The sequence below is a fragment of the Stenotrophomonas sp. YJH_SMC_33 genome, assembly GCF_059372295.1.
Genome location: NZ_JCAFVJ010000001.1, coordinates 757,211 through 771,072, shown reverse-complemented (window position 1 = coordinate 771,072; position 13,862 = coordinate 757,211). Strand labels below are relative to the sequence as shown.

The window sequence follows — 13,862 nt, the reverse complement described above, 5'->3', positions numbered from 1 at the left end:
GGGGAATCAGCGCGCAAAACCGGCGATAATGGCGGCATGAGCGAACACCCACTTCCCGCCAGCGTGGCTGCCACGCTGGAACAGGGCCTGGCCAGCATGGGCCTGGACGCCGCGCTGGCGCCGCCGCTGCTGCGCTACCTGGCCCTGCTGCACCGCTGGAACGGCACCTACAACCTCACCGCCATCCGCGACCCGCAGGAGATGGTTACCCGCCACCTGCTCGATTCGCTGGCGATGCAGCCGTTCGTGGCTGATGGCAGCCTGGCCGACCTCGGTACCGGTCCCGGGTTGCCGGGCATCCCGCTGGCGATCGCCTGCCCGGGCCTGCAGGTCACCCTGGTCGAGAGCAACGGCAAGAAGGCGCGCTTCATGCGCGAGGCCGTGCGCCAGCTCGGCCTGGGCAATGCCCGCGTCGCCGAATCGCGCGCCGAGGCGCTGGACGAGGCCGGCCGTTATGACCAGCTGACCGCCCGCGCGATGGACACCCTGGCCGGCATCGTCCGCGTCGGTGGCCACCTGCTGCGGCCCGGCGGCGTGCTGCTGGCCATGAAGGGCGTCTACCCGCATGAGGAGATCGCGGAACTGCCGGCTGGCTGGCAGGTGCGTGAGGTGACCCCGCTGAGCGTGCCCGGCCTGGCCGGCGAACGCCACCTGGTCACCGTTGCAGGTCCCTGATTCGCGCCGCCAGCCCTTTGTGGAACAACGGGTTGGCGATCCACGATTTCCGCAAGGGGCCGGTTGTACGCATAATGACCGGTCCCAACCATCCGTCGACGAGGCACACCCGCATGGCCCGCATCATCGCCATCGCCAACCAGAAGGGTGGCGTCGGCAAGACCACGACCGCCGTCAACCTGGCCGCTTCCCTGGCCAACGCACCCAAGCGCGTGCTGTTGGTCGACCTGGACTCGCAGGGCAACGCGACCATGGGCAGCGGCGTGGACAAGCGTGAGCTGGCGGCCTCCACCTGCGATCTGCTGCTGGGCGAGAACAGCGCCGCCGATGTGCGCGTGCAGACCGCCGAAGGCTACGACCTGCTGCCGGGCAACATCGACCTGACCGCCGCCGAGATCCAGCTGATGGGCCAGAGCGAGCGCGAGCAGCGGCTGAAGCGCGCGCTGGCGCCGATCCGCGACGAGTACGACTACATCCTGATCGATTGCCCGCCGGCGCTGTCGCTGCTGACGCTCAACGCGCTGGCCGCCGCCGATTCGGTGATCGTGCCGATGCAGTGCGAGTACTACGCACTGGAAGGCCTGAGCGCGCTGGTGGAAACCATCGAAGCGCTGCGCACCAGCCTGAACCCCGCGCTGGAGATCGAAGGCGTGCTGCGCACCATGTTCGACGTGCGCAACAACCTGGCCAATGCGGTCTCGGCCGAGCTCACCGAGCACTTCGGCGACCGCGTGTTCCGCACCATCGTGCCGCGCAACGTGCGCCTGGCCGAGGCACCCAGCCATGGCCAGAGCATCGTCGGCTACGACCGCGCCTCGCGCGGTGGCGTGGCCTACCTGGGCCTGGCCGGCGAGATCATCCGCCGCAACAACGAACGCAACAAGGCCGGCAAGGCCGTGGAGACCGTCTGATGACCAGCAGCAAGCCGGCAGCCAAGAAGCGAGGCCTCGGCCGTGGCCTGGACGCGCTGCTGGGCCCGAAGGGCGCGGTCAGCCAGGTGCAGGCCACCACCGCGGTGATCGAGCCGCTGCCGGGTGAAGTGCTGCGCAAGTTGCCGGTCGGCCAGCTGCAGCCGGGCAAGTACCAGCCGCGCCGCGAGATGGACGAGGGCAAGCTGTCCGAGCTGGCCGACTCGATCAAGTCGCAGGGCGTGATCCAGCCGATCCTGGTGCGCCAGCTGCCGGCGGGCAACTACGAAATCGTCGCTGGTGAACGCCGTTGGCGCGCATCGCAGCTGGCCGGGCTGGACGAAGTGCCGGTGGTGGTGCGCGAGCTGGAAGACCGCACCGTCATCGCGATGGCGCTGATCGAGAACATCCAGCGCGAAGACCTCAACCCGCTGGAAGAAGCCGAGGCGCTGCAGCGCCTGATCAGCGAGTTCACCCTGACCCATGCCGAGGCCGCCGAGGCCGTCGGCCGCTCGCGCGCGGCGGTGTCCAACCTGCTGCGCCTGCTGGAGCTGCCGGTGGCGATCCGGCTGCTGCTGGAAACCCGCCGCCTGGAAATGGGCCACGCCCGCGCGCTGCTGACCCTGGCTCCCGAGCTGGCCGGCAAGCTGGCGCAGGAAGCGGCCGATGAAGGCTGGTCGGTGCGCGAGGTCGAGCGCCGTGCGCAGGCCTTCGCCGCCGGCAAGGTGCCGAGCAACCGCCCGGTGGCGACGCCGAAGGTGCAGCAGGCCGACATCGCCTCGCTGGAAACCGAACTGTCCGAAGCGCTGGGTGCCAAGGTGGCGATCAACCACGGCCGTGGCGGCAAGGGCAAGCTGATCATCCACTACACCGATCTGGACACCCTGGACGGCGTGCTGGAAAAGCTGCGTACGCGCCAGGGCTGAACCCGGCGCCACATCACGCCGGCCGACGCATCCCCGCGACGTCGGCCACGCCGATGGCAGCGGGGTGCTTTGATCGAGACCCGCGATGACCATCCTGCTTACCGGCGCTGCCGGCTTCATCGGTGCCTACACCGCCCGCGCGCTGCTGGAGGCCGGCCAGGCCGTGGTCGGTCTGGACAACTTCAACGATTACTACGACCCGCAGATCAAGCGTGACCGCGTGGCCGCGCTGTGCCCGGCGCTGGACCTGCGCACGCTGGACCTGACCGATAACGAAGGCCTGGCCGCGCTGTTCGACGAAGTGAAGCCGACCGCCGTGATCCATCTGGCTGCACAGGCCGGCGTGCGCTATTCGCTGGAAAACCCGCAGGCCTACGTCGACAGCAACCTGGTCGGCTTCGTCAACATGCTCGAGCTGTGCCGCCACCGTGGCGTGCAGCACCTGGTGTATGCCTCCAGCAGTTCGGTGTATGGCGACTCGGCCACGCCGCCGTTCTCCGAGGACCAGCGCGTGGACCAGCCGCGCTCGCTGTACGCGGCGACCAAGGCGGCCAACGAGCTGATGGCCTACACCTACGCACAGCTGTACGGCCTGCATGCCACCGGGCTGCGATTCTTCACCGTGTATGGCCCGTGGGGCAGGCCGGACATGGCACCGCTGCTGTTCTCGCGCGCGGTGCTGGCCGGTCGGCCGATCGACGTGTTCAACGAAGGCCGCATGCAGCGCGATTTCACACATGTCTCCGACATCGTGTCCGGTATCCTCGGTGCCCTCGCGCATCCGGCCGACGGCCCGGTGCCGCACCGGGTGTTCAACCTCGGCAACCATACGCCGGTCGAGCTGGAGCGCTTCATCAGCGTGATCGAGCAGGCGGCCGGCCGCCCTGCGCAGAAGGTCTACAAGCCCATGCAGCCGGGCGACATGGTGCGCACGATGGCCGATACCCGGCGCGCACATGACGCTTTCGGCTTCGATGCGGTGACCCCGATCGAACAAGGCCTGCCGCCTGTGGTGCTGTGGTGCCGCGAGTATTTTGGCGATCGCGCCTGAGGACGGATCCTCACGCCGCCGGGTTCATCTTCGGATAACCTCGGTTTCGGAGAATGCGCGGTCTTTGTCCCCCCTTTGGCCGAGTGCCTTATGAGCCAACCCGAGCTTTCCGTTGTCGTCCCGGTGTTCAACGAGCGCGACAATGTTGCCCCGCTGGTCGCCGAAATCACCGCTGCGCTGCGTGGCCGAGTCCCGTTCGAGATCGTCTACATCGACGACCACTCGCGTGATGACACCCTGGCGGTGCTGCAGGGGCTGAAGGCAACCACCCCGGAACTGCGCGTGCTGCACCATGTGAACCAGAGCGGGCAGAGCACGGCGGTGCGCACCGGCGTCAAGCATGCGCGGGCGCCGTGGATCGCGACCCTGGATGGCGATGGCCAGAACGATCCGGCCGATATTCCCAAGCTGCTCGCCGCACGCGACGCCGCCGACACGCAGGTGAAGCTGTTCGCCGGTTGGCGCGTCAACCGGCAGGACAGCAGCAGCAAGCGCTGGGCCAGTCGCTGGGCCAATGCCATCCGTGCGCGCATGCTGCGCGACGACACCCCCGACACCGGTTGCGGCATCAAGCTGTTCGAACGCAGCGCGTTCCTCGACCTGCCGTATTTCGACCACATGCACCGCTATCTGCCGGCGCTGATGCAGCGCGCCGGCTGGAAGACCACCAGTGTGCCGGTCAACCACCGCCACCGTACCGCTGGCGTGTCCAAGTACAACAACCTCGGCCGTGCGCTGGTCGGCATCCGCGATCTGCGTGGCGTGGCCTGGCTGATCACCCGAAGCAAGCGCACCGCGGTGGAGGAGCGCTGATGGATCTGGAGCTTCACTGGCTGGATCAGCCCTTGACCTGGCTGTACTGGACCGGCCTGCATGTAACCGGCTGGAAGCTGATCGGTTACACCGGCGCACTGATGTTCGGCGGCCGCTGGCTGGTCCAGTTCATCGCCTCCAAGCGTGCCGGCAAGCCCGTCATCCCGCGCCTGTTCTGGTACATGAGCGTGATCGGCAGCCTGATGACGCTGAGCTACTTCCTGTTCTCGGCCAAGCAGGACTCGGTGGGTGTGCTGCAGAACCTGTTCCCGGCGTTCACCGCGCTGTACAGCCTGCACCTGGACATCAAGCACCGCGGCTGGAAGCGCGACAAGGCCAGCCACTGAGGCCTGCGGGGTGCCTGCCATGGGTAGAGTCGACTGTCAGTCGACTTTCGCGCGGAGCGCGGGCTTTGCCACGTTTGGCGGAAGAGCAGCCGACTAACAGTCGGCTCTACCCAGTCGGCGCTACCACGCGCCTTCGGCCGGGGCCCGGTCCTGCCTGCTGTGGGTAGAGTCGACTGTCAGTCGACTTTCGCGCGGAGCGCGGGCTTTGCCACGTTTGGCCGAAGAGCAGCCGACTAACAGTCGGCTCTACCCAGTCGGCCTACTACGTGCCTTCGGCCGGGGCCCGGTCCTGCCCGCCGTGGGTAGAGTCGACTGTCAGTCGACTTTCGCGCGGAGCGCGGGCTTTGCTGCATGTGGCGGAAGAGCAGCCGACTGACAGTCGGCTCTACCACGCGCCTGCGCCGCTGGGTCCCCGGCCTGCGGGCGGTTCCCGGTCCTGCCTGCTGCGCAGGCAGGACCTTCGTCCCATGCCTTGGACCGTGGGCGGTGCCATGATCGGGGTCTGCCTTCCCGGGAACCTGTGCTCGTGAAAACCCGTCTTGCCGTTGCCCTGCTGCTCGCCCTGTCCGCCCCCGCTGTGGCGCTGGCTGCACCGCCCGCCACCGCCGCGTCGGCCAGCGTGGCCACCGAATCGCCCGCGGATGCCGCCTTCCGTGCGGTGTACGAGAAGGAATGGAAGTGGCGCCAGGATGGCGGCGGCGAGGCCAGCGAGGACGAGGACGCCCCGGCCAATGCCACCCGCATGCCCGACGTCGGCCCGGCCGCGCAGCAGGCGCGCCTGAAGGTGTGGGACGAGACCCTGGCCGCGCTGAAGAAGATCGACCCGAAGACCCTGTCGCCCGACAACCAGGTCAACTACGCGATCTACCGCGACCAGGTGTTCAACCTCGCCGAAGAGGTGCGCCTGCGCGGCTACGAGATGCCGTTCAACGCCGACTCCTCGTTCTGGTCCAACCTGTCCTTCATGGCCCGGCGCGAGATGAAGACCGTGCAGGATTACCAGAACTACATCGCACGGCTGAACGATGTGCCGCGCTATTTCGGGCAGCAGACAGAGAACATGCGCGCCGGCCTGAAGCGTGGCTTCAGCGTGCCGCGCGCGGTGCTCGATGGCCGCGAGGTGTCCATCGCCACCGTCGCCGAGTTGAAGGACCCGACCGAGTCGCCACTGTACGCGCCGTTCAAGAAGCTGCCCAACACCGTTCCGGCGGCCGAACAGGCCAGGCTGCAGGCGCAGGCGCGTGAAGCGATCAGCGGCAAGGTGGTGCCGGCGTTCCAGCAGCTGCGCACCTTCTTCGTCAACGAGTACGTGCCGCAGGCGCGCACCACCCTGGCCGCCGAAGCGATGCCCGACGGCAAGGCGTACTACAAGCAGCAGATCCACGAATACACCACGCTGGACCTGTCGCCGGACGAGATCCACCGCATCGGCCTGGATGAAGTCGCACGCATCCAGAAGGAAATGAACGACATCATCAAGCAGGTGAAGTTCAAGGGCAGCTTCGCCGAATTCCTGACCTTCCTGCGTACCGACCCGCAGTTCTACGCCAAGACGCCGGAGGAGCTGCTGTCGCGTGCCGCGTGGATCTCCAAGCGCGCCGATGGCCAGCTTGGCAAGTACATGACGCTGCCACGCGCCCGCTTCACCATCGTGCCGGTGCCGCCGGACATTGCGCCGTTCTGGACCGCCGGCCGCGGTGGCATGGGCACCTACTGGCTCAACACCTACAACCTGCCGTCGCGCCCGCTGTACAACCTGCCGGCACTGACCCTGCATGAGTCCGATCCGGGCCACGCGTTGCAGGGCGCCATCGCCGCCGAGCAGAAGAACCTGCCCGAGTTCCGCCGCAACGCCTACATCTCCGCCTATGGCGAAGGCTGGGCGCTGTACTGCGAGAAGCTGGGCGTGGAAATGGGCATCTATGAAACCCCGTACGAGGATTTCGGCCGTCTGACCTACGAGATGTGGCGTGCTGCGCGCCTGGTGATCGACACCGGCGTGCACAGCAAGGGCTGGACCCGCGAGCAGGCGTTGGCCTACCTGCGTGACCACACCGCGCTGAGCGAGCATGAAGTGACCACCGAAGTGGATCGCTACATTTCCTGGCCGGGCCAGGCGCTGAGCTACAAGCTGGGCGAGATCGCCATCGTGCGCCTGCGTGCGCAGGCCGAGAAGGAGCTGGGCGACAAGTTCGACATCAAGGGTTTCCACGACACCCTGCTCAAGCAGGGCTCGGTGCCGCTGCCGGTGCTGGAACAGCAGATCCAGGCCTACATCGCCGAACGCAAGAAGGCCTGACCCGACGCGTCGCCGGGCATGGCCCGGCGCTACCAGAATGCGCGGTGGTAGCGCCGGGCCATGCCCGGCGAGCGTGATGCGATCGGGTCAGAGCCCCGCCCGAAGGGCGGGGCTCCGACCCCCTCTCACCTCACCCCACCGCCCGCGGCTTGGCCACGCGTGCGGCAAACGTCGGCAGCACCAGCAGGGTCAGCACGGTGGCGGTGATCAGGCCACCGATCACCACCGTCGCCAGCGGCTTCTGCACCTCCGCACCGGAACCGCTGGCAATCGCCATCGGAATGAAGCCGACGATCGCTACCAGCGCCGTGGTCAGCACCGCGCGGATGCGGCTGGAGGCACCGTTGATCGCCGCCTGCAGCGGCAGGTCGCCGGCGTCGAGGCGCTCGCGGATCGCCTGCATCAACACCAAGCCGTTCAAGGTCGCCACGCCGGAGACGGCGATGAAGCCAACCGCCGCCGATACCGAGAACGGCATGCCACGCAGCAGCAGCGCGAGGATGCCGCCGACCAGCGCCAAAGGCACGCAGCTGAACACCAGAATGGCTTCCTTGCCGCTGCGCAGCGCCATGAACAGCAGACTGCCGATCAGCAGGAACACCACCGGTACCACCGTCGCCAGCCGCTTCTCCGCGCGCTGCAGGTTCTCGAACTGACCGCCCCAGGTCAGGTAGGCACCCGGCGGCAGTGCCACGCCGGCCACCGCTGCCTGTGCCTCGCCGACGAAGCCGCCCAGGTCGCGGCCACGCACATTGGCCTGCACCACCACACGGCGGCTGCCATTGTTGCGGCTGATCTGGTTCGGCCCTTCGCTCACCGTGATGCGCGCCACCGACGACAGCGGAATCACCAGCCCTGACGGCGTGGCGATCGGCAGTGACGCGAGCTGGTCCGGATCGTTGCGCGAGGCATCGTCCAGGCGCACCACCACGTTGAAGCGGCGATCACCTTCGAAGATCTTGCCGGCCGCAGTGCCGCCAATGCCGGTGGACAGCGCATCACTCACGTCCGCAGCGGTCAGCCCGTACTGCGCCGCCGCCACGTGATCGATCGCTACGTTGAGCGTAGGCAGGCCGGAGATCTGTTCCACCCGCACGTCGGCCGCGCCGTTCACCGCGCGCAGCTTCAACGCAACCTGGTCGGCCACCTTCTGCAGCTGGCTGAAGTCATCGCCGAAGATCATTACGGCCAGGTCGGTACGCACGCCGGAAATCAGCTCGTTGAAGCGCAGCTCGATTGGCTGGCTGAACTCGAAGCTGTTGCCCAGCTGCTGCCCGGCCAGTTTCTCGAAGCGCGCCACCAGGGCTTCCTTGTCCAGCTTCGGATCGGGCCAGTCCTTGCGCGGCTTCAGCACGATCACGCTGTCGGAGATATTGGTCGGCATCGGATCGATCGCCGCCTCGGCGGTACCGGTACGCGAGAACACGGTTTCCACTTCCGGCTGCTTGGCAATCACCTTCTCCAACGCCAGTTGCATGGCCAGTGACTGCTCCAGCGACGTCGATGGCACGCGCAGGGCCTGCATCGCCACGTTGCCTTCGTCCAGCGTCGGCATGAACTCGCGGCCCAGCAGCGAGAACGAGCCGATGCCCACCACCACCATCATCACCGCACCGGCCACTACCGTGCGCGGATGCGCCACGGCCTTGCGGATCACCGGCTCGATGCGCGCACGCAGTACACGGATCAGCTTGGTTTCGTGCTCGCCATCATTGCTGTGTGCCTCGCCGTCCTTCAGCTTCGGCTCGCGCACCAGCAGTGCGGCCATCGCCGGCACGAAGGTGAAAGAGAAGAGGAAGGCACCGACCAGGGCCAGCATGAAGGTGGCCGCCATCGGGTGGAACGTCTTGCCCTCCACGCCTTCCAGGGTGAGGATCGGCGCGAACACCAGCAGGATGATCAGCTGGCCGAACGCCGCCGGTCGCGCCATCTTCATTGCCGAATCGGCGGCCACGCGCAGCCGTTCCATCGCGGTCAACGCACGGCCCAGTTCGGCGCGGCGCTGGCCCAGCATCAGCAGGGTCGACTCGACCACGATCACCGCGCCATCCACCAGGATGCCGAAGTCCAACGCACCCAGGCTCATCAGGTTGCCGCTGATGCCGAAGCGGTTCATGCCGATCACTGCGAACAGGAACGACAGCGGAATCACCAGCGCCGTGATCGTCGCCGCACGCAGATTGCCCAGCAGCAGGAACAGCACCACCACTACCAGCAGCGCGCCCTCGGTGAGGTTCTTGGCCACGGTCTTGATGGTGGAATTGACCAGCACGCTACGGTCCAGCACCGGCGCGGCCACGATGTCGGCCGGCAGCGACTTGTTCACCTGTTCCAGGCGCGCCGCAGCGGCCTGGGCCACGGTGCGGCTGTTGCCACCGGCGATCATCAGCGCGGTGCCGAGCACGGCCTCGTGGCCGTTGCGGCTGGCCGCGCCCAGGCGCGGCGCGCGGCTCAGTTCCACGGTGGCCACGTCGGCCACGCGCACCACTACGCCATTGCGGGTGGCTACCGGGGCCTGTGCCAGGTCATCGGTGGTCAGCGCCAGGCCATCGGCCCGCACCACCAGGCCCTCACCGGCACGCTGTACGAAACCGGCACCAGCCTGCACGTTGGAACGCTGCAGGGCAGTGACCAGGTCGGCCAGGCCGAGGCCGTGCGCGGCCAGTTTGGCACTGTCCGGGTGCACACCGTATTCCTTCACATAGCCGCCGACCGTATCGACGCCGGCCAGCCCCGGGCTGGAACGCATCTGCGGCGCGATGATCCAGTCCTGCACGGTGCGCAGGTAGGTCGCGCGCTCTTCCGGCGTGCGCAGCAGGTTGCCTTCCGGCGTGCGGTAGACCTCGCCGGCCTGCCAGCCGGCTTCACCGGGCTTGGCCAGTTTGGCCGGATCGAACGCGGTGAAGTCCACCGTCCACATCAGCACCTCGCCGAGGCCGGTGGTGACCGGCGACAGCATCGGCGATGCACCATCGGGCAGGTCCTCCGATGCCTCGCGCATGCGTTCGGCCACCTGCTGGCGGGCGAAGTAGATGTCGGTCGCATCGGTGAAGATCGCGGTGACCTGCGAGAAGCCATTGCGCGACAGCGAACGCGTGGTGGTCAGGCCGGGAATGCCGGCCAGCGCGGTTTCCAGCGGATAGGTCACCTGCCGCTCGATCTGCTCCGGTGTCAGCGCCGGTGCCACTGTGTTGATCTGCACCTGGCGGTTGGTGATGTCCGGCACCGCGTCGATCGGCAGCTTGCCCAGCTGGAACAGGCCCACGGCGGCGATCAGCGCGGCCATGAACACCACCAGCCAGCGGTGGCGCACCGCTGTTTCAATGATCAGCTTGAACATGGTCGCCTCCTCAGTGGCCGTGCTCGGCTTCGCCCTTGGCCAGTTCGGCCTTGAGCAGGAAGGCGTTGGCACCGACGATGCGTTCGCTGCCGCTCAACCCACCGAGGATCTCGATGCGGTCACCGGCACGGCGCCCGGCCAGGACCGGCTGCGCCTTGAAGCCACCGTCGACGGCGACGAACACCGCGCTGCTGCCATCGACGTTCTGCACCGCATCGGCGGGCACGCTGAGCGAACCGTCCTGGCCTTCGGTGACCACCACGGCTGACACCGGCGAACCGGCCGGCGGCAGTGGCGCATCGACCGGCGTGGCGCGGATCACCGCGACGCCCCCCTGCTGGCGGACATCGGCGGCCGAGCCGGTGACGGTGGCGGTGAAGCTGCCCCCCGGCACACTCACTTCCAGCTTCATGCCCGGCGTGACCTGTGCAGCCAGCGCCGGCGGTGCGGTGAACACCAGCTCGTTCATCGACGGGTCGGCGACATCGGCGACTGCACTGCCGGCGGCGACCACACCGCCCGGAGTGACCTGCACGTTACCGACGATGCCGGCCACCGGGCTGGTGATGCGCACGCGGCCACTGGCATCGGGCGCGCCGTTGGCGGCGGCCTGGGCCTGCGCGGCAGCGGCCTGGGCCTGTGCCGCCAGCGAACGTGCGCGCGAGGCTTCCATCTCCTGGCGCGCGACCACGCCCTGGTCGACCAGCGCCTTGTCGCGGCCATAGGCCAGGCGCGCGGCCTCGGCTTCGGCCGAGGCGGCCAGCGCATTGGCACGGAACACCGCCGCTTCGCCACTGACCACGATGGCCAGGGCCTGGTTCTGCTTCACTGCGGTGCCCGGTGCGACCAGCACGCGTTCGACGCGGCCGGTAACGGTCGACGCCACCGAGGCACGTGCGCCCACCGACGGCTCGACGCGGCCGGACAGGCGCGTCGAGCCACCGCCACCGCGGCCGATGGCGACCACCTCGATACCGGACGCCTTGATCTGCTCCGGGGTCAGCGGCACCACGCCTTCATCGGCGCCAGCCGGCGCCTTGGCGGCTTCCGCCTTGGCTTCCTTGCTGTCGGTCGCGTGGCCATGGCCATCGTCGGTGCCGGCCTTGGCCGCGGCGGGGTCTTCATTTGCAGGTGTCTGCGCATTGCCGGCGCAGCCGGCCAGCAGCACGGTCAGCAGCACGCCGCCGATCAGCGGGAAGGTACGGGAGAGAGTCATGGGGCCTCCACAAAAGGTGCGCGCCCTTCGAGGCGGGCAAGATCGATTTCCGCGCCGACGCGCGACAGGCGCGCATCTACGGCGGCGGCGCGGGCGGCGATAAGGGCGCTGCGCGTGCTGCGCAGTTCCAGCTGCGAGATGCGTCCGGCGTCGAAGCCGATGCGTGCAAGGCGGTAGGCCTCTTCGGCGGCGACCACGCTTTCATCGGCGGCACGGGTGCGGCTGCCGGCCGCCTTCAGCCCGGCCACGGCGGACAGGCGTGCGGCCTCGCTGTCGCGGCGCTGCTGGTCCAGGCGTGCCTCGGCCGCGCGCTGGTCGGCATTGGCGGCGCGGATGCCACCGCGGTTACGGTCGAACAGCGGGATGCTGAGGCTGAGCCCGAGGTTGTAGGCACGCTCGCCGCCTTCGCGGAAGCGGGTCTGTGCGGCGGTGACGCTGAGGTCGGGCAGGGCGCGCTTGCGCTCCACGTCGACCAGCTTGCTCGCCGCATCGGCTTCGGCTTCGGCAATGCGCACTGCCAGTGCGGTATCGGTGGCACCGCGCGGCAGCGGTGGTGCGCGGTCGAGCAGGCTGTTGTCGATCGACTGCACCGGCGCATCCAGCAGTGCAGCACCGGCCAGGCGGGCCAGCGCGGCATCGCGGAACGCCTGTGCTTCATCCAGCGACGCCATGGCATTGGCTACTTCGCTCTGCGCTTGCACCGCGCGCAGCTGTGGTTCGCGGCCCTGCTTGACCATGGCGTTGACGGCGTTGGCGTCATCGCGGGTCAGTGACAGTGCTTCCTCGGCCAGGGTGTAGCGGCGCAGTGCACTTTCCGCCTGTGCATAGACCACCGCCAGCTGGCTGGCCACGTCGCTGCGACTCTGCGCGCCACGCAGGTTGGCCGCCTGGGCCTCGGCACGGGCGGCACGAACGCGCGCGCCACGCTGGCCCCAGACCTCCAGCGGCTGGGACAGGGTGAGTACGGTGTCGGCCTTGCCCATGCCGCGGTAGGTGCCGGAGCCCCAGGCGTTTTCGGCCGACCAGGAAAGGGAGGGGTTGGGTAGCGCACGGGCCTGGTCGGCGCGCGCATCGGCGGCCTCAGCCAGTGCCGTGCCCACACGAGTGCCGGGCAGCTGGTCCAGGCGTTCAAGCAGGGTGTCGTAGGAGGGGGCGGCTTGCGCCATCACCGATGCCGCCGGGGCCAGGCCCAGCAACACGGCGACGACCAGCCCGGCCGCACGCGGCGACCGAGGTGTCAGGATCGACATAGGGGGATTCCGGTTGTGAGTGAAACGGGAGCCCGCAATCGCGGGACGCGCTCAACTCACGCCCGGGGTGGACGCGTCAATTCATCCTGGGCGACTGCATAGGTCGCCGCATCGCCCGCACTCATCCAGCGCGCCGGCAGGGGCGCCCCGAAGGCGGCGATCGTGTGCGCCGGCAGGCTCAGGTTGGAGTGGTGGCAGTGGTTGTGGCCACAGGCACCGACATGCTTGCCGTCGCTGTCGCCATCGGAATCCGGTGTGGACTCCACATGCACCGTGCTGGCGTGCGGTTCCACCGTGCACGCCAGGGCATCGGCCACCGGCACGACCACGAATGCCGCCATCAGCAGCATCAGCAGGGTCGAACGGAGGTGGCGGGTGATCCAGCGCATGAAGGGGAGGCTAGCAAGCGGTTTTCGCCGGATACAATATCAATGGCCGCTTCGGGAATACGTCGGAATCTCCCGTTCAGGTGGGGCGGGCCTTTCGGCCCACCGGGCTGCGCTTCTGTAGAGCCGAGCCCACGCTCGGCTGCTTTCGCACGATCAGCCCCCCGGTAGGGGTCGACCTTGGTCGACACGCTTTTCGACCCCCGACACATTGCCGGCCAGCGGCCGGCACTACCGGTCTGCAGGCAGCTTCGCGATCACCTTGATCTCGAACTGGAACCCGTACAGCCAGGTCACGCCGATGCCGGTCAGGGTCGGGTGCGGCGCCTGGCCCCAGTACTCGGGCACGATCGCCCAGGCCTTCTCGAAGTTGGTTTCCGGATCGACCAGGAACACGGTCACGTCGATCACGTCATCGAAGGTGCAGCCGGCGGCAGCCAACACCGCATTGAGATTCTCGAAGGCGCGGCGCACCTGGGTTTCGAAGTCCGGCTCGGGCGAACCGTCCTCGCGGCTGCCGACCTGGCCGGAAACGAACAGGAAGCCATCGGACCGGATCGCCGGCGAGTAGCGGTTGCGCTCGTACAGGGCTTGGCGTCCGGCGGGGAAAACGACATCACGCTGTGACATGGGGAAGATCCCGTGGGAGAG

At 68.2% G+C, this 13,862-nt stretch carries 12 protein-coding genes; 7 read left to right on the top strand and 5 right to left on the bottom strand.

Going from position 1 to position 13,862, the window contains the following annotated elements:
- Positions 1–36: 36 nt before the first annotated feature.
- From rsmG to AC5P9W_RS03590, 7 genes are all read left to right on the top strand, one after another.
- Complete coding sequence (gene rsmG / locus AC5P9W_RS03620) at positions 37–675, top strand: 16S rRNA (guanine(527)-N(7))-methyltransferase RsmG (RefSeq protein ID WP_111098844.1); 639 nt, start codon at positions 37–39, stop codon at positions 673–675.
- Positions 676–788: 113 nt separating this feature from the next.
- On the top strand, positions 789–1,586 hold the full coding sequence (locus tag AC5P9W_RS03615) for a ParA family protein (protein WP_019661751.1): 798 nt from the start codon (positions 789–791) through the stop codon (positions 1,584–1,586).
- Positions 1,586–2,509, top strand: coding sequence for a ParB/RepB/Spo0J family partition protein (locus tag AC5P9W_RS03610; RefSeq protein WP_005411652.1), 924 nt, complete (start codon positions 1,586–1,588; stop codon positions 2,507–2,509). The genes AC5P9W_RS03615 and AC5P9W_RS03610 overlap by 1 nt, the downstream gene beginning before the upstream one ends.
- 85 nt (positions 2,510–2,594) lie before the next feature.
- Complete coding sequence (locus tag AC5P9W_RS03605; RefSeq protein ID WP_019661750.1) at positions 2,595–3,560, top strand: NAD-dependent epimerase/dehydratase family protein; 966 nt, start codon at positions 2,595–2,597, stop codon at positions 3,558–3,560.
- Between the two features lie 90 nt (positions 3,561–3,650).
- Positions 3,651–4,373, top strand: a complete 723-nt coding sequence (locus tag AC5P9W_RS03600; RefSeq protein WP_111098843.1) for a glycosyltransferase family 2 protein — start codon at positions 3,651–3,653, stop codon at positions 4,371–4,373.
- Positions 4,373–4,720 (top strand): lipid-A-disaccharide synthase N-terminal domain-containing protein, encoded by a 348-nt coding sequence (locus AC5P9W_RS03595; RefSeq protein WP_058979230.1) that lies wholly within the window; start codon positions 4,373–4,375, stop codon positions 4,718–4,720. The genes AC5P9W_RS03600 and AC5P9W_RS03595 overlap by 1 nt, the downstream gene beginning before the upstream one ends.
- 526 nt (positions 4,721–5,246) lie before the next feature.
- Complete coding sequence (locus AC5P9W_RS03590) at positions 5,247–7,019, top strand: DUF885 domain-containing protein (protein ID WP_111098842.1); 1,773 nt, start codon at positions 5,247–5,249, stop codon at positions 7,017–7,019.
- A 130-nt stretch (positions 7,020–7,149) separates the two neighbouring features.
- Here the strand turns inward: AC5P9W_RS03590 and AC5P9W_RS03585 are convergent, their stop codons facing one another.
- The 5 genes from AC5P9W_RS03585 to AC5P9W_RS03565 form a co-directional block, all read right to left on the bottom strand.
- Complete coding sequence (locus AC5P9W_RS03585; RefSeq protein ID WP_495218806.1) at positions 7,150–10,359, bottom strand: efflux RND transporter permease subunit; 3,210 nt, start codon at positions 10,357–10,359, stop codon at positions 7,150–7,152.
- 10 nt (positions 10,360–10,369) lie between these two features.
- Complete coding sequence (locus AC5P9W_RS03580; RefSeq protein WP_188250630.1) at positions 10,370–11,575, bottom strand: efflux RND transporter periplasmic adaptor subunit; 1,206 nt, start codon at positions 11,573–11,575, stop codon at positions 10,370–10,372.
- Complete coding sequence (locus tag AC5P9W_RS03575; protein ID WP_111098839.1) at positions 11,572–12,825, bottom strand: TolC family protein; 1,254 nt, start codon at positions 12,823–12,825, stop codon at positions 11,572–11,574. Before AC5P9W_RS03575 ends, AC5P9W_RS03580 begins: the two co-directional genes overlap by 4 nt.
- A 56-nt stretch (positions 12,826–12,881) precedes the next feature.
- Positions 12,882–13,214 (bottom strand): hypothetical protein, encoded by a 333-nt coding sequence (locus AC5P9W_RS03570; protein ID WP_021203525.1) that lies wholly within the window; start codon positions 13,212–13,214, stop codon positions 12,882–12,884.
- A gap of 228 nt (positions 13,215–13,442) precedes the next feature.
- Entirely contained in the window at positions 13,443–13,841 is a 399-nt protein-coding gene (locus tag AC5P9W_RS03565) for a RidA family protein (protein ID WP_111102314.1), read from the bottom strand.
- Positions 13,842–13,862: the final 21 nt, after the last annotated feature.

What these genes read in the sequence shown, in the direction of transcription:
- rsmG (WP_111098844.1), top strand. Translation starts at nt 37, where the DNA reads ATGAGCGAACACCCACTTCCCGCCAGCGTGGCTGCCACGCTGGAACAG.
- AC5P9W_RS03615 (WP_019661751.1), top strand. Translation starts at nt 789, where the DNA reads ATGGCCCGCATCATCGCCATCGCCAACCAGAAGGGTGGCGTCGGCAAG.
- AC5P9W_RS03610 (WP_005411652.1), top strand. Translation starts at nt 1,586, where the DNA reads ATGACCAGCAGCAAGCCGGCAGCCAAGAAGCGAGGCCTCGGCCGTGGC.
- AC5P9W_RS03605 (WP_019661750.1), top strand. Translation starts at nt 2,595, where the DNA reads ATGACCATCCTGCTTACCGGCGCTGCCGGCTTCATCGGTGCCTACACC.
- AC5P9W_RS03600 (WP_111098843.1), top strand. Translation starts at nt 3,651, where the DNA reads ATGAGCCAACCCGAGCTTTCCGTTGTCGTCCCGGTGTTCAACGAGCGC.
- AC5P9W_RS03595 (WP_058979230.1), top strand. Translation starts at nt 4,373, where the DNA reads ATGGATCTGGAGCTTCACTGGCTGGATCAGCCCTTGACCTGGCTGTAC.
- AC5P9W_RS03585 (WP_495218806.1), bottom strand. Translation starts at nt 10,359, where the DNA reads ATGTTCAAGCTGATCATTGAAACAGCGGTGCGCCACCGCTGGCTGGTG.
- AC5P9W_RS03580 (WP_188250630.1), bottom strand. Translation starts at nt 11,575, where the DNA reads ATGACTCTCTCCCGTACCTTCCCGCTGATCGGCGGCGTGCTGCTGACC.
- AC5P9W_RS03575 (WP_111098839.1), bottom strand. Translation starts at nt 12,825, where the DNA reads ATGTCGATCCTGACACCTCGGTCGCCGCGTGCGGCCGGGCTGGTCGTC.
- AC5P9W_RS03570 (WP_021203525.1), bottom strand. Translation starts at nt 13,214, where the DNA reads ATGCGCTGGATCACCCGCCACCTCCGTTCGACCCTGCTGATGCTGCTG.
- AC5P9W_RS03565 (WP_111102314.1), bottom strand. Translation starts at nt 13,841, where the DNA reads ATGTCACAGCGTGATGTCGTTTTCCCCGCCGGACGCCAAGCCCTGTAC.